General features: G+C 35.9%; 6 protein-coding genes. 5 read left to right on the top strand and 1 reads right to left on the bottom strand.

The features are described 5' to 3' along the window. The first annotated feature begins 1,082 nt into the window (after nt 1–1,082). From ACE01P_RS05775 to ACE01P_RS05755, 5 genes are all read left to right on the top strand, one after another. Entirely contained in the window at nt 1,083–11,465 is a 10,383-nt protein-coding gene (locus ACE01P_RS05775; protein ID WP_379695211.1) for a gliding motility-associated C-terminal domain-containing protein, read from the top strand. Nucleotides 11,466–11,512: 47 nt separating this feature from the next. Then, nucleotides 11,513–12,445 (top strand): type IX secretion system membrane protein PorP/SprF, encoded by a 933-nt coding sequence (locus ACE01P_RS05770; protein ID WP_379695209.1) that lies wholly within the window; start codon nt 11,513–11,515, stop codon nt 12,443–12,445. An 11-nt stretch (nt 12,446–12,456) separates the two neighbouring features. After that, on the top strand, nt 12,457–14,394 hold the full coding sequence (locus ACE01P_RS05765; protein WP_379695207.1) for an OmpA family protein: 1,938 nt from the start codon (nt 12,457–12,459) through the stop codon (nt 14,392–14,394). Between the two features lie 243 nt (nt 14,395–14,637). Further along, on the top strand, nt 14,638–16,641 hold the full coding sequence (gene ligA / locus ACE01P_RS05760; protein WP_379695205.1) for an NAD-dependent DNA ligase LigA: 2,004 nt from the start codon (nt 14,638–14,640) through the stop codon (nt 16,639–16,641). Further along, nucleotides 16,631–17,323 (top strand): hypothetical protein, encoded by a 693-nt coding sequence (locus ACE01P_RS05755; protein ID WP_379695203.1) that lies wholly within the window; start codon nt 16,631–16,633, stop codon nt 17,321–17,323. The genes ligA and ACE01P_RS05755 overlap by 11 nt, the downstream gene beginning before the upstream one ends. On the opposite strand, the gene ACE01P_RS05750 is transcribed toward ACE01P_RS05755, so the two are convergent. Next, entirely contained in the window at nt 17,310–18,221 is a 912-nt protein-coding gene (locus ACE01P_RS05750; RefSeq protein WP_379695201.1) for a bifunctional metallophosphatase/5'-nucleotidase, read from the bottom strand. The two genes, ACE01P_RS05755 and ACE01P_RS05750, sit on opposite strands and share 14 nt — an antisense overlap. Nucleotides 18,222–18,247 lie beyond the last annotated feature (26 nt).

Raw genomic sequence — 18,247 nt, 5'->3', positions numbered from 1 at the left:
TTTTAACCCCGTATTTCTACTTGTTTTTTTAAAATTCTTCAAAGTTTCCTGTATTTTAAATTTCATAATAAAGCTTATCATGGTATTTGGTCTTAATTACGGATAGTTTTGACGGTGAATTTATGTGAAATGTAGGATTTTACTTTATTTATATCGATTTAACATATTTTGTTTAATATTTTGTTTAATTAAAAAATGGCAATAGATTTATGTTAAAAGTAGCGTTTTTCCTGATGTTTTTGAGCTCTGTTAATTCTGATATTGTAGTTTTAAGAATAAATTATAAGAATTTTATGTTTGTTTTATGTTTTTGTTTTTTCTAATTTTAGGTAACAAAAGTTAAACAAAGTTTTCTTTTGGTTTTCAAAACATATTGGTTAGAAATTTATTTGCCATGTTGTTAAGATTGAAAATTGAAAAATTATACAACAACCTAATAAGTCTGCGTATGGAATTGACAATTACTTTCTTTATTAAATTTATTTTAATTGTACATTTTGTTTTATTTTTTAACCAATTAACCCCACTTCGTATTAACGATAATTTTAATCGTTATATCAGATCTAATTTTTTTTCAAAAGGTTTACATTTTTTTAGTTTGCTGTCTTATAATTATCCCATCAGGTGGCTTGATTATAAGGAGTAATAATTTCATTGAATATAAATAGGTTCAAATCAGCTTTTAGAGCTTGAATATTTTAAAGAAAGATTAATCAACTTTCTTTAAAGAAAAAGAATCGACTTACATAAAAGAATCCCCAGTTCTACTTCAACTAAAAATTTTCATTATGAAAATTAGACCTGCTACAAATCACTCCTCTGAGAAAATTGACTACAATCATTTTTTCTCACAAAAAGCGGAACTTATTTTGTCTCGTGGAGATAGGATCTGTTCTCCGGTATATTTTGATATACCGAATTCAGCATAATTTTTTTTTTTAATAAAACAGGATTTAGAAGCTTATTCTATAAGTTACTGATTTTGTTTTAACTGTTTCATTTTTAATTGATTGTTTAATTGCGTAGGTGCTTGCACTTACTGCGAGAGGTGTTTTATTGTCCATTTTCTAATCTTCCAAATTATGAAAAAAAAATTTACTTTTTGTAGTCTCAATCTTCAAATGAGATTATTAGGACTTTTAACTTTATTCTTGATATGCACTAATGCATTCTCTCAAACTATTTGTAGACCAGTGTCTCAGACAAATAGTGCGGGAGGAGGACTTTTGTGTTTAGGAGTAGATGTTAATAGCCCTGCCAATGCTTATGATAGCGCTGGCTTATCCACTTATGCAACATTAACAAATGGTGTTGCGGTACTTGGATGTTTTGCAGAAGAAACAATGACTTTAAATCAAACGGCCCGAGCCGGTGACCAAGTTGCAATATACTTTGGTACAGGCAACGGATTGCTTGATTTAAGCTTGTTAGCAAATGCAACAGTTCAAGCTAAAAATTCTGGAACCAATGTCGGTTCAAGTGTGGCTTTAAACAGTCCGCTTTTGAATTTGAATTTGCTAAGTGGCAATACAGTCGCTGTGGCAAAATTCCCTATTACGGGTGATACCAACCAAATTCAGATTCAAGTTGGTGGCGGACTTTTAAGTCTTTTAGTAAGCTTAAGAGTCTATGATGTTAGGTTAGAATTTGCACAACCAACTGTATCTGGCGGTTTATCGCAGACAGTTTGTGCGGGAGCTCCAACCACTCTTACAGCAACACCAGCGGCGGGTACTACGCTGGCTTGGTACAGTTCTGAATTTTCAACAACAGCTTTGGCGGTAGGTAATACTTATACTACTCCTGCTTTAACAGCAAATACAACATATTATATAGGAATAACTAGAGCTGCAGGTTGCGAAGGAAATGTTCGTGTACCTATTGTTTTAAATGTTTCTAACCCAGCCATTCCGGCAGTTAGTAATGTTGGAACAACGGTTTGTTCGACAGGCGCAACTCAGCAAACGACTTTATCAGTTGTAAATGCTGCTCCTGGAACAACTTATAACTGGTACTCTTCATCAACTGGTGGTCCTGTTTTAGCTAGCGGTACTACTTATTCTCCAACAGTACCTTTAGGAACAACTCAATTCTTTGTGGAGGCTGCTATTGGGACTTGCGTTAGTTCTCGTACACCAGTTAGTGTTGTGGCGACAGCTGTACCAGCAACACCTACAGTTCTTACACAAAGTGTAACAATACAATCTGGTCAGAATGCAACTTTAAGTGCATCGACTACTGAAGTTGGGGCACAATTAAATTGGTACGAAACGGCAACCGGTGGAACAGCTGTTGCAACGAATACAGCAAATTTTACAACACCAATTTTAACAGCTACGAAAACCTATTATGTTGAAGCACAAAGTCCAAATGGGAATTGTGTTAGTGCAACTAGAGTACCAGTTACGGTAACAGTTCAGCCTGCAGCTTTAGGAGGATGTCTTGAAGCTAATAGTCAAGTAACTAGTCAAGTTGGTATATGTTTATTGTGTAGCGCAACTAACTTAAATAATTCGGTAGATGGTAATCCTGCGACTGCTGCAACCTTAAGTGTTCCAGTTGGAGTTGCCGCATCGATACAGCAAACATTACAATTTAATAATCCTGGAAAAGCGGGTGATATTGTTGATGTTGATTTGGAATTACCGGGAGGTATAGCTGATCTTTCTTTATTAGGAGCGGTGACCTTAGCAACTTATAATGGTACAACGTATAATAATGATAGAGTAGCCATAACAAATCCGTTAATTAATTTGCAATTACTGACTGGAAATCGCTTTAGAGCCAGTGTAACTGCAGGAGCTAATTTTGATCGTGTAGAAATTCGATTAGCAGCTGTGGCAACAGTTTTGTCTACATTAAATATTTATCAGGCAGCTTATAGATATAAAGCTCCTACTATTACAGGAAATACAGCTATTTGTAGCGGAGCAACGACAACTTTAACGGCTGCACTTGCAGTTGGCGAAACTGTTAATTGGTATAATGTTGCTACAGGAGGTACTTCTCTAGCTGCTACAGCTGCATTTACAACACCAGCTTTAATTGCACCTACTACTTATTATGTACAGGTGACAAGAAATGGCTGTGTAAATAGTGTAAGATATCCGGTTCAGGTTTTAATTGATAATCCTGTTTTGCCAACTGTTACAGCATCACCTACAACTATTTGTGGCGGACAGTCTACAACATTATCAGTAGATGCTCCAGTCGCTGGGACTGATTATAATTGGTATGATGCAGGTGGAAATTTGGTGTTTACAGGAAATTCTTTTACAACTCCTGCATTAACTGTAAATACAGATTATTTTGTAGAAGCAGCTATTGGAAGTTGTGTAACGCCAACCCGTAGAACAGTAAACTTAATAGTTAATCCAATACCAGCAACGCCGACTTTTACATCATCTAATGTAATTATTCAGTCTGGTCAGAATGCTACATTGACAATTGCGAATCCAGTTGCTGGAGTACGATACAATTGGTATAATGCTGCTACGGGAGGTACACTACTAGCGACAAATGTGACTTCTTATACAACTCTTCCATTAACAAGCAATCAAACCTATTATGTAGAAGCTTCTATTATTGCAACAGATTGTGCTAATACAGCAAGAGGTGCCGTAACAGTTACTGTAATTGCTAACGCAAGTACTTGTTTGCAAGCTGGTTCTCAAACTTCTTCAACTGGTGGGGTATGTGTTTTATGTTCGCTTACTGATGCAAATGCAGCTACAGATGGTAGTATCACTACTTTTTCTCATCTTAGTGTGCCAGCAGGAGTGGCAGGTTATATTGAACAACAGTTGATTTTTGCAAATCCAGGTTTGGCAGGAGATATCATAGATGTTGATTTAGAAATTCCAGGAGGAGTTTTGGATTTAAGTGTATTATCTAATGTTACTCTTGAAACTTTTAATGGACTTGTTTCTAATAATGACACAAAAGCGATAAACGGCGGTTTATTAAATATTCAGATATTGTCTGGAAATAAATTTAAAGCTAGTTTTACAACAACAGCGCCATTTGATCGTATAGCAGTACGATTAGGAGGAGTTACTTTATTGAGTAATTTATATATTTATCAGGCTGCTTATAGATATCCAAATGCTACAATTACTGGAGCTTCGACACCAATTTGTGCAGGACAGACAGCTAATTTGTCTGCAACTCCAACAGGAGGTGAAACTTTTGTATGGTATGATTCTCCAACTTTAGGAAATGTTGTAAGTGTAGCTCCTACAGCTGCATTGACAACTACTACAACATATTACTTAGAGGCAACACGTGCAGGTTGTGTTAATAGCTTACGTCAAGCGGTTACAGTAAATGTTTTACCAATTCCAACTGCGGCAAATATTGTAATTACAAGTCCGGTTGAAGCTACTTGTGCAGGAACAGCTGTTTTGACTCCTTCTTCTGATATTGCTGGAGTTCAATTTAGATATTATACTGATCAAAGTAAAACTACAGAAATTGTAGATGGAAGTGTAATTGCAGGAGTAACATTTGCAAAAGATGCTAGTACTGGTGCTCTTTCATTAAGTGGTTTAACTTCTACCGGATCTTATAACTATTACATTTCTGCTCTAAATGGTGGCACTTGTGAAAATGTGGTTGGAGATTTAAAACAAGTAACAGTTACTTTTCCTTCAATTACTCCTTTAACGGTTATCACTGCACCATTACAAGCATGTGGAAGCGCGAATTTAATCAACGCGATCACTAATTTTGATTCATCAGGAAATACTACTTATACATTTTATGATCCTTCAAATAATGTAATAACTGCCGATGCTGCAGCAAATATAACTGTAGGCGGTATTTATTCTATCGAAGCACAAAGTACTGCAAGTACTTGTCCGTCAGCTAGAGAATCTGTAACAGTAACGATTGATGCATTGCCTACTTTAGTGGTAACCAATCCGCAAGAATCTGTAAATGTTGGGGTAGATGTTGCATTAAATGCTACTTCTACAGGAACGGTAACATGGTTTAATCCACAAGGAGTTGCACTTGCAGGTCCTCCATTTACAACTGGTCCGTTGAATATTCCAGGAGTTTATACCTATACGGCTGTTGCAACTATTGGAACTTGTACTACTACAGCAACTAAGATTATCAATGTGGTAGATCTTACAAGCTGTCAAAACTTAACAGAAAGAGTTTACGCAACAGGGCAATCTGCAGGTTCTATAATTACTGGAGGTGTTTCAAATGGTGCACTTGCAGTTGATGCAAACCCTCAGACATTCTCAACAATTACTACTGGTATTGGACTTTTAGGAATTGGTACAACTTGGCAAAATTTAACTTGGCCAGCTAACATCACTAAAGGTACTCCGGTAACTGTTAAATTAGGTTCTGAATATAGTTTATTAGCTGTTGGTCAGAATTTATCAGTAGTTGGTACAAAAAATGGTAATCTTATCGGTGCAGCGCAACCAGTATCTGGGTCATTATTAAACTTAATTTCTGGAGATAATACTTACGAGTTTACTTTTGTTCCTTCAGATGCATCTGGTCCACAAGATTATGATGGTATTCGTGTTGTATCTTCTTCACTTGTAAGTGTTGCTCAAAACGTAAAAGTGTTTGATGCTCATTACAATAAACCAGTTACAGCAGTAACTTGTACACCAGGAGATATTCAAGATATTTTTTATGGTGCAACAGATTTAGGGCTTCCGGTTGGAGCTTTAACTGCCGCAGTAGGTGTTAGTGACGCTTGGAATGTTGCAGATAATGATGTGACTACCTTCGCAACAATGTATAGCGGAGTAAGCGCTTTAGCATCAGCAGATTTAACAGTGCAATTTAAAACACCTTCTGTTCTTAGTGATACATTAAGAATCGTGGTTTCTAAACCAGGTACTCTTTTAACTGTTAACTTACTTACAGGATTTTCAGTTCAACGTTATTTAGGAAATGTAGCAGTTGGTGCTCCAATCCAAAATACAAGTCAATTATTAAGTATAAAATTATTGCCAGGAAATTCTTTGGCAATGGTATTGGTGTCTTCTCCAACAGAAATTTACGATAGAGTTAGAATTCGTTTAGGTGGTGTTGTAGGAGTTTTAGATTTCTTGAGAGTTCATACTGTAGAAAGAACAGCCAATACAACGGTCATCGGAGCAGATCCGCAGAATAAAATTACGGTCTGTCCAGGAACCGAGATTACGCTCCAAATTCCTGAAGTGGCTTGTTCAACATATTTTTGGTATGATGCAGAAACTGGAGGAAATCAAGTTGGAAGCGGACCAAGTTTTACAGTTCCAGCTAATCTAACAGCAGGTATTTATAAATATTATGTTCAGCCAGTACGCTATGGTTGCGAAAATTACGCACGAGGAGAAGTGACTGTTGAAGTAAAAGCTTCTGCCCCAGTAAATGCGTTAACAGATATTACTTTAAATGGAGGAACTACAACTTCAGTATGTTCAGCTTCAGGATCTGTAACTTTAGCAACAGGTTTAACAGGAACACCTGTTTTAACAAATCCTGTTTATCATTGGTATAAATTGAATGGTACAACAAGTGACTTAATTTCAGGTGAAATAACTGCACAGTTAATAGTAAATGGATTGATTCCAGGAACTTATACTTATTTTGTTGGAGTGAGTTCTGATGAATTGTGTGAAACTGCAGCAGCAGATAGAAAACAAATCACATTCACGATTTTACCTCCTTCAACAGGAAATGATATTTTAGTTGATGATGTAACGGTTTGTCCAGGCTTATCAGCATCATTAACTCCAACTGCACCAACATTGACAAGTCCAGTATTTACTTGGTACTTAGATGCTAATAAAACACAGCCAATTACAAATGGAGCTGTTATAGCTGGAGTTACTTATGCAATTGATGCTGCAGGTGTTTTAACCGTTACAGGTTTAACAAAAGCAGTAAGTCCGATTACATATCATGTAGCTGTTTCAAGCACTAACACCTGCGAAAATTTAGCAGGAACATTGCAAGACGCAGTAATTATTGTTAGTGATCCAAATACACCAACAACTGCAGAAAGTACTCAGAATTTCTGTCTGTCTGCTGCGGCAACGGTTGCCAATATTCAAGTGAATGAAAGCAATGTGATTTGGTACGATGCGGCTACGGGAGGAACAGCATTCGCTTTAACTGATTTGTTAACAAGCAGAATCTACTATGGAGCGGTTACAGATTTAGCTACAGGTTGCGAAAGTTCAGTAAGATTGGCTGTTACGGTAAATATAAACGATCCGGGAACTCCAACTTTAGTGACAGCAGGAATACAAAATTTCTGTACGGTAAATGCGCCAACTTTTGCAAGCGTTCAGTTTAATGAATCTAATATCGTTTGGTATACAGCTTTAACAGGCGGAACATTAATCGCTTCTACAACGGCTTTAACAAGCGGAACATATTATGCGGCGATTTCAGATCTTACAACAGGCTGTGAAAGCGCTACAAGACTTCCGGTTGATGTGATTGTAACTGATCCTGCAACGCCGACAACTACAGACAGCAATCAGAATTTCTGTTTGTCTTCTGCATCAACAGTTGCCAATATCCAAGTGAATGAAAGCAATGTGATTTGGTACGATGCGGCTACTGGAGGAACTGCATTTGCTTCAACTGATCTATTGACAGGCAGAATCTATTATGGAGCAATTAAAGATTTACTTACAGGATGTGAAAGTTCAGTAAGATTGGCTGTTACGGTAAATATAAACGATCCGGGAACTCCAACTTTAGTGACAGCAGGAATACAAAACTTCTGTACGGTAAATGCGCCAACTTTTGCAAGCGTTCAGTTTAATGAATCTAATATCGTTTGGTACACAGCTTTAACAGGCGGAACATTAATCGCTTCTACAACGGCTTTAACAAGCGGAACATATTATGCGGCGATTTCAGATCTTACAACAGGCTGTGAAAGCGCTACAAGACTTCCAGTTGATGTGATTGTAACCGATCCGGGAACGCCGACAACTACAGACAGCAATCAGAATTTCTGTTTGTCTTCTGCATCAACAGTTGCCAATATCCAAGTGAATGAAAGCAATGTGATTTGGTACGATGCGGCTACGGGAGGAACTGCATTTGCTTCAACTGATCTATTGACAGGCAGAATCTATTATGGAGCAATTAAAGATCTACTTACAGGATGTGAAAGTTCAGTAAGATTGGCTGTTACGGTAAATATAAACGATCCGGGAACTCCAACTTTAGTTACAGCAGGAGTACAAAACTTCTGTACGGTAAATGCGCCAACTTTTGCAAGCGTTCAGTTTAATGAATCTAATATCGTTTGGTACACAGCTTTAACAGGCGGAACATTAATCGCTTCTACAACGGCTTTAACAAGCGGAACATATTATGCGGCAATTTCAGATCTTACAACAGGCTGTGAAAGCGCTACGAGACTTCCGGTTGATGTGATTGTAACTGATCCGGGAACACCGACAACTACAGACAGCAATCAGAATTTCTGTTTGTCTTCTGCATCAACAGTTGCCAATATCCAAGTGAATGAAAGCAATGTGATTTGGTATGATGCGGCTACGGGAGGAACTGCATTTGCTTCTACTGATCTATTGACAGGCAGAATCTACTATGGAGCAATTACAGATCTACTTACAGGATGTGAAAGTTCAGTAAGATTGGCTGTTACGGTAAATATAAACGATCCGGGAACTCCAACTTTAGTGACAGCAGGAATACAAAATTTCTGTACGGTAAATGCGCCAACTTTTGCAAGCGTTCAATTTAATGAATCTAATATCGTTTGGTATACAGCTTTAACAGGAGGAACATTAATCGCTTCTACAACGGCTTTAACAAGCGGAACATATTATGCGGCAATTTCAGATCTTACAACAGGCTGTGAAAGCGCTACGAGACTTCCGGTTGATGTGATTGTAACCGATCCAGCGACGCCGACAACTACAGACAGCAATCAGAATTTCTGTTTGTCTTCTGCATCGACAGTTGCCAATATCCAAGTGAATGAAAGCAATGTGATTTGGTATGATGCGGCTACGGGAGGAACTGCATTTGCTTCAACTGATCTATTGACAGGCAGAATCTATTATGGAGCAATTACAGACCCAGTTGCAGGATGTGAAAGTTCAGTAAGATTGGCTGTTACGGTAAATATAAACGATCCGGGAACTCCAACATTAGTTACAGCAGGAATACAAAACTTCTGTACCGAGAATCAGCCAACATTTGCAAGCATTCAGATTAATGAAACTAATATTGTCTGGTATACGGCTTCAACAGGAGGAGTAGTAATTGCTCCGACAACAGCTTTAACAAGCGGAACATATTATGCGGCAATTTCAGATCTTACAACAGGCTGTGAAAGCGCTACAAGACTTCCGGTTGATGTGATTGTAACCAATCCGGGAACACCTACTTTAGTTACAGCAGGAATACAAAATTTCTGTACAGTTAATACGCCTACTTTTGCAAGCGTTCAATTTAATGAAGCTAACATTGTATGGTATACAGCTATAACAGGAGGAACAGTGATTCCATCTACGACAGCTTTAACAAGTGGCACATATTATGCGGCTATCAAAGATCCAGTAACAGGATGTGAAAGTGCAGTAAGAGCTCCAATAGTAATTAATGTAACAGATCCAGCTACGCCAACAACAAATGCTGCTGCACAGACTTTCTGTACAGGAACAAATCCAACAGTTGCTAATATTCAAGTAAATGAAAGCAATGTAGTTTGGTACACAACTCAAACAGGAGGAACAGCTTTAGCGGCTACAACAGCTCTAACTACAGCAACTTATTTTGGAGCGATTAAAGATCCAGCGACAGGATGCGAAAGCAGTTTAAGATTACAAGTGGCTGTAACAGTTGGTAACACAACAAACCCAACAACAAACAATGCTGCACAAACTTTCTGTTCTGTAAATGCACCGACAGTTGCTAATATCCAAGTGAACCAAAGTAATGTAACATGGTATACAGCTGCAACAGGAGGAACAGCAATAGCAGCGGGAACACCTCTAACTTCTGGAGTTTATTTCGGAAATATTGTTGATCCATCAGGTTGTGAAAGCTCAACTCGTTTACAAGTAACGGTTACAGTGGTTAATCCTAGTGCGACACCAACTACTGCCAACGCAACTCAAAATTTCTGTTCATTAGATAACCCAATGGTTGCTAATATTCAAGTAAATGAAGCAAATGTTGCGTGGTATAATACAGCAACAGGAGGAACGGCAATTCCGTTAACAACAGCTCTAACAACTGGCACTTATTATGGTGCAGTTTCAAGTGCTATTGGTTGCGAAAACCCAGTTAGATTGGCAGTTACTGTAAATGTAAATTCACCAAGTGTTATTACAACGCCAAGAACGACACAAACATTCTGTTTATCTGCTGTGCCAACATTGGCTAGTATTTTCGTAAACGAAACAAATGTAGTTTGGTATGCATCTGCAACTGGTGGAACAGCATTAGCAAATACGACTCCGCTGACTGCAACGACTTACTATGCGGGATCATTAACCAATACATTTAATGGTTGTGATAACGGACCAAGATTAGGTGTTACAATTGCATTTGAAGATGATGCAGCTGTTCAGATTGCAACTACAGATGATACGCCATGTGTATTCAAAGGTGTAACTTATTCAATTGCAAATGGTAAATCGAATTATGTTTGGACGATCAACGGAGGTACAATTGTTTCTGGTGGAGGTACAAGCGATGGATCTGTAACAGTTTCTTGGTCAGATGTTGGTCCAGGAACAGTAACTGTAGCTTATGTGAATAATTGTGACGAAAGAACAATTAAAACTCTAAATGTTAGTGTTGCAAGTTGTTCAGATTTAACGATTACTCATACTGTAGATAATCCAACTCCGAATTTTGGAGATAAGGTGACATTTACCATAACAGTAAACAATGTAGGTGAAGGTGATTTCATTAATACTATTGTTAGTGATTTACTTCCAAGCGGTTTACAATTAGTAAGTTCTTCAGCAACTTCAGGAACATACGATCCAGCAACACAGATTTGGACAATTCCAACACTAAACGCAGGACAAAGTACAGTATTGACAATTGTAGCAGAAGTTCTGCCAAGTGGTACTTACACAGTTGTTGCAGCAGTAGAAATTTCGACTCCTTTAGATGTTGATGCTTCAAACAATTCAGCTTCAGTAACGTTAGTGCCAATTTGTCTAACAGTTTACAATGAGTTTACTCCAAATAATGATGGTAAAAACGATTTGTTCAGAATTGACTGTATTGAATCTCATCCAAACAACGAGTTGAAAGTATTTAATAGATACGGGGCATTAGTGTATAGTAAAGCACATTATGAAAATGATTGGAACGGTACTGCAAATGTATCCGGAGTTGTTAATAGAGGAGATATGCTGCCAACAGGTACTTATTTTTATGTGATAACCATTGGAGATGGAACGGTTAAAAAAGGCTGGTTATCTATTATGAGATAATCCACTTCTATTAATCATCTAATTAATTAAACTAAATAAGTATCGTTATGAAACTATATATAAAATCATTAGAAACGTATTTAATTTTAATATGTTCTTTTATCTCTGTTTGTGCTTCGGCACAACAAGATCCCGAATATACCCAGTATATGTATAATACTATGGCGGTAAATCCAGCGTATGCTGGATCTACCGGAACCATAGAAGCAGCTCTTTTATATCGTTCTCAATGGGTAGGAATGCCTGGAGCTCCAGAAACACAGTCTTTCTCTATTCATTCTCCTCTTAGAAATGAAAAATTAGGACTGGGTTTGAGTATTGTAAATGATAAAATCGGACCTTCAAATGAACTATATCTTGACGGAAACTTCTCTTATTCATTGCCTCTTGGTTATGAAAAAAGATTGGCTTTTGGTATAAAAGCTGGTACTAGAATGTTAAACGTCGATTGGTCTAAAGGAAGATATTATGACAATGATGATGTTTTGTTAAATCAGAACATTAACAATCAGATGAAACTAGCAGTAGGAGCAGGTATTTACTACTATACAGAAAAATGGTATGTAGGACTCTCAGTTCCAAGTTTTATTCAGAATGATTATTATGACGATGTTCGTGAATCTATTGATTATGATCGTATGCATTACTATTTAATGGGAGGTTATGTTTTTGATTTGAATCCAAATTTGAAATTTAAACCAGCATTTTTAGTAAAAGCAGTAAGCGGTGCGCCACTTACAGCAGATATATCGGCAAATTTCATGATTCAAGAAAAGTTTGTTATAGGGGGAGCATATCGAACAGATGATTCGGTAAGCATACTGGCAGGTTTTCAAATATCACCAAGTTTCTATCTTGGATACGCATTTGATTATACTGTAAGCCAATTGAATAAATACAATGATGGCTCACACGAATTCATTTTGCGTTATCAGTTTGTGAAAAACCAAAGCAAAATTAAATCTCCTCGATTCTTCTAAAACCAAAACTTATGAGAAAACTATATATCCTATGTTTAATTTTGAGCGTTACGTTTAGTTTCGCTCAAAAAACTAATTTGAAGAAAGCCGATGCTTTGTTTAGAAACTTCTCGTATTTGGATGCTTCTAAAGCTTACGAAGAATGTTTGCAAAACATAAAAGATCCATCAGCTCAGACTTTGAAGAATGCAGCAGATTCTTACTATTTTATTTCTGATTCTAGAAATGCACTTAAATGGTACAAAAAATTGTATGAAGTGCAAGGAAATAATCTGACTGATATCTACTACTTGCGTTATATCCAATCTATGAAAGCAGTTATGGATTATGATGAAGCAGACAAAATCACAAAAGAATATCTAGATAAAAAAGGTGATAAAACGGAGATTAATAAATATGTTGTCCAAAAGAAATATATGGACAGCGTTGCAAAAGCAAAACCTCTTTACACCATTAAAAATTTAGATATTAATACTAGTAAATCAGATTTTGGAGCTACATTTTTTAAAGACAACGTAGTATTTACATCAGCTCGTGATACAACAAAGTTTATGGATAAGTTGTACACTTGGAATAATCAGCCTTTTCTTAATTTGTATCTAGCAGAAAGAAATCCTGCAGATGGAAGTTTATTCAACGAAACAGTCTTTATTCCGAATGTGATGACCAAATATCATGAGGCGACAGCTAGTTTTGATAAAGAAGGAAAGACTATGTATTATTCGACCAATATTGTAAAGAAAAACAAATTAGTCGTTGATGAAGCCAAAGTAAATAACTTTCAAATTATCAAAGGAGCAATTGTAGATAATAAATTAGAAAATCCGCAGAAAGTATTTTTTGACAGCGATGATTATTCTGTAGGACATCCATCATTAAGTGAAGATGGGCAATTGCTTTTCTTTGCTTCAGATATGCCTGGAGGATATGGAGAAACAGATTTGTACATGGTAAAAATTGCGGCCGACGGAACTATGAGCTCGCCTCAGAATCTAGGGCCAAATATTAATACGATTGGGAATGAAGTTTTTCCATTTTATCAAAACGGAGTTTTATACTTTTCTTCTGACGGACATTATGGTTGGGGAGATTTAGATGTCTACGAAAGCAAGTTTTTGGCAAATGGAAGTTTTTCAGCACCAAAGAATCTTGGAGCACCAATCAACAGTAACAAAGATGATTTCTCTTTCATAATCGATAAGACAAATGCTTACGGTTATTTTTCTTCTAACAGAGCAGGAGGAAAAGGTGATGATGATATTTATTCTTTCGTAAAAGGAAAACCAGTTTGCAACCAAAGTATTTCTGGAATGGCTATCGATCACAAAACGAAAAAGCCTCTTACAGATGTTACGATAATGGCGTATAACTCTTTTAGCGAAGTCTTAGGTGAAACCAAAACAAATTTTGATGGAAAATATGCTATTGAAGTTCCTTGCAACAAAGTAGTTAAAATGATTGCTGCAAAACCAAATTACAGCAGTGATGATAGAACAGTAGAAACAACTAAAGAAAATGGTGGCGAAATAAAAGATGTAAATTTTGAATTGAGCAATTACGATGACTTAGTTGTCAAAAAACAAGGAGTTGAAAAAGTCGATGTAAATCCAATTTATTTTGATTACAACAAGTACGATATTACGCCAAAAGCAATTGAAGAATTGTCTAAAGTTGTATTTATTATGCAGAAATTTCCAAATATTAGAATCAAAATTGAATCGCATACAGATTCACGCGGAAAAGATTCATACAATTTGAAACTTTCAGACAATAGAGCAAAATCTACACGTGATTATATTCTTTCACAAGGTATAGATGCTTCTAGAATCGAAAGCGCAATTGGATATGGAGAATCTCGATTAGTTAATAAATGTAAAAATGGTGTAAAATGTTCTGAAGAAGAGCATTCGCAAAATAGACGTTCGGACTTTATCATTATTCAAAAATAATTTTATATTTTCGTTGTAAAGTATTGATTTACAGTTAGAAATATAAAACGTCGAAACCATTTGGAAGTTGGTTTTTTTAATTCTTTTTTAAGAATAATGGACAAGGAGAAAATCAGGCTGCATGAATTTGCAGTCTGATTTTTGATTTTCTAAAACTTTTATTTTTTCTGCATTTGAACAAAAATAAATTCTAATTTTGATATTCAGTTTTTCATTACTATAATCTGCAATATTTTACTATTTATGAGCATTCAAGAGACCATTCAAGCATTACGAAATGAACTTAATCAGCACAACTATAATTATTATGTGTTAGACAATGCTACAATTTCAGATTATGATTTTGATATTAAGCTTAAAGAGCTTCAGGATTTAGAAAACAAACATCCAGAGTTTTTTGACGAAAACTCGCCAACTCAACGAGTTGGAGGAAGTGTGACTAAGAATTTTAAAACAATTGCACATCAATACAGAATGTATTCTTTAGATAATTCTTATTCTAAAGAAGATCTTCTAGATTGGGAAAACCGTATTCAGAGAGTTTTAGGAAACGTAAGTCTTCAATATACTTGCGAGTTAAAATACGATGGAGCTTCGATAAGCATTACATACGAAAACGGAAAATTAGTTCAGGCCTTAACACGCGGAGATGGTTTTCAGGGAGATGAGGTAACAAATAACATCAAAACGATAAAATCGGTACCGTTGCATTTAAAAGGAAATTATCCTGATAAATTTGATATTCGTGGAGAAATTATTCTTCCGCATGCAGGTTTTGAAAAAATGAACCAAGAATTAATAGAAATTGGAGAAACTCCATATTCAAACCCAAGAAATACAGCATCAGGAAGTTTAAAATTACAAGATAGTGCTGAGGTAGCAAAACGTCCTTTAGAGTGTCTGCTTTATTTTGTAATAGGAAATAATCTTTCTTTTAAAACACAATATGAAGGATTAGAATCGGCTAGAAGCTGGGGATTCAAAGTCCCTAAAGAAGCAAAATTGGCCAATAGTATGGATGAAGTTTTTGACTTTATCGATTATTGGGATACTCACCGTCATAATTTGCCTTATGAAACAGATGGTGTCGTGGTAAAAGTTAATAGCATTCAGCATCAGGAAGAATTAGGTTATACGGCAAAAGCACCACGCTGGGCAATTGCTTATAAATTTAAAGCGGAACAAGTTTCAACCAAATTAAAATCAATTTCGTACCAAGTTGGAAGAACGGGAGCTATAACGCCAGTTGCCAATTTAGAGCCGGTACAGCTTGCAGGGACGATTGTAAAAAGAGCTTCTCTTCATAATGCCGATCAGATTGAAAAATTAGACATTAGAATAAATGACACTGTTTTTGTTGAAAAAGGAGGAGAGATTATCCCAAAAATTATTGCAGTAGATTTAGAAAAGCGTCCAGAGAATTCAGAGAAAACAAATTATATCGCATATTGTCCAGAATGTCATACTGAATTGGTTCGAAATGTTGGAGAAGCCAATCATTATTGTCCTAATTTTTACGGATGTCCTCCGCAGATTATTGGAAGAGTGCAGCATTACATTTCAAGAAAAGCAATGGATATTGAAGGACTTGGAGGAGAAACAGTTGCCTTGTTGTTCAAAAATGATTTAGTGCACAATTATGCTGATTTATATGAATTGAAAGTGGAAGACATTCTGCATTTGGAAAGAATGGCTCAAAAATCAGCTGAGAACTTGGTCAATGGAGTTCAGAAATCAAAAGAGATTCCGTTCGAGAGCGTATTGTTTGCGCTAGGAATTCGTTTCGTTGGAGAAACTGTTGCTAAAAAACTAGCCAAACATTATAAAAATATAGATGCTTTAGCGCAAGCTTCTTTAATGGATTTAGTTTTGGTTGATGAAATTGGAGAAAGAATTGCTAAAAGTGTGATCGAATTCTTCGAAAATGAAGAAAATCAAAAAATTATTGAACGTTTAAAAAGTTATGGAATTCAATTTCAAATTGAAGAAAAAATAAACCCCAATGCTACTGATAAATTTGTTGGAAAAACTTTTGTGGTTTCTGGCGTCTTTAGTCAATTTTCTAGAGACGAACTTAAGAAAGCCATTGAAGATAACGGAGGAAAAGTAGGAAGCTCAATTTCTGCAAAAACAGATTTTGTAGTGGCAGGAGATAATATGGGACCAGCAAAACTGGAGAAAGCAACTAAGTTGAATATCGCCATATTATCAGAAGAAGATTTTATAAACAAATTGAATGAAGCCTAACAAACCATCATTAATTTTGTTCTTTATCGGCTTGTTTTGTACAATTATTTTTGATTGGACAGAACAAGAGGTTTTTGCGACATATGCAAAGGCTATCGTTCTCCCTGCTATTTTTATTTATTATTTAATTAGCAGTGAGTTCGAAATCGGAAAAACAGAAGGTGTAATTTTTCTCTTCTGTTTTGTTGGACAAGTATATGATTTAATGGATGTTGAAACTTCTGAATTAGGAGGGGTAATCAGTTTCTTGATTGTTTATAGCTTAATCGTTACCATATTTATTAGGCAACACGAAAGGATAAAATTAACAAGGCGTGATATTCTGCCTATTTCTATCGTAGTGGTTTTTATAGTCTATTTGTTAATCTCTGTTTTAAGCTTGCAGCTCGACAGCATGAGAAAATTTATACTGCTTTACACCGTCTACGGAATCGTCTTAAGTGTTCTCAGTTATTTCTGTTTCGTGAGCTACATTACAAAAGGAACGCACATAGCATTGCTGATGTCGCTCATGGCAGTAAGCTACATCTTCTCTGATATTTTTTATATTTTTAATGAATATTTCTCGTATTCTATTGTTTTAGTTTTGATACGAGATACAACTCAAATTCTAGCTTATTTCTTTATGGTAGAATACTTTTTAGAAAAAGCTAGAATTCAAAAAAAGACTATACAACAATAGTTGCGCTTTGATTTGTATGGGCTTTGTCTTTATCAAAATAGAAATCGATACGGCCTAAATTTATTCCGTAACATCCAACTTGATTTACCAATACATCTTTTCCAGCTTTATTTTTTACAATTGTAGGTTTGTCCAAGAAAGTATGAGTATGTCCTCCAATAATTAAGTCGATATCTTGAGTTTGTTCTGCAAAAGTCAAATCACTAATTTTTGTTGGTTCATCTTTGTATTTGTAACCTAAATGCGAAAGACAAATTACCAAATCACATTTTTCTTGCTTTCTCAAAAGCTGTGTCATGTCTTGAGCAACTTCAACAGGATTGTGGTAAACTGTTTCTAAATACAATTTTTTATCAACTAAACCTTGCAGTTCGATTCCAACACCAAAAACACCAACTTTAATTCCGTTTTTATTAAAGATTTTGTACGGCTTCACATGTCCATCCATAACCGTGTTTTTAAAGTCGTAGTTAGAATTGATAAAATCGAAAGTTGCGTGCGGAAGTTGCGCATACAATCCGTCAAGACCATTATCAAAATCGTGATTTCCAATTGTAGAAGCATCATATTTCATCATGCTCATCAATTTGAACTCTAATTCACCTCCATAATAATTAAAATATGGCGTTCCCTGAAAAATATCTCCAGCATCCAACAAAAGTACATTCGGATTTTCTTTGCGAATAGTTTCAATCAATGCTGCACGACGAGAAACCCCACCTTTATTAGGATTACGCGGATCATCAGCAGGAAAAGGATCGATGTGACTGTGCACATCATTAGTATGTAGAATCGTTAAATGCTTAATATCGTTACTTTCAAAACTGCTCAAAGACAATCCTAAACTTAGTAGGGCAGTACTTGCTGCTGTTTTTTCGATAAACTCTCTTCTTTTCATTTTGTATATTTTTTGCAGAAATGCTT

This window comes from Flavobacterium sp. HJSW_4 (assembly GCF_042436695.1).
GTDB lineage: Bacteria > Bacteroidota > Bacteroidia > Flavobacteriales > Flavobacteriaceae > Flavobacterium.
This window is presented reverse-complemented; position numbering and strand designations above follow the sequence as displayed.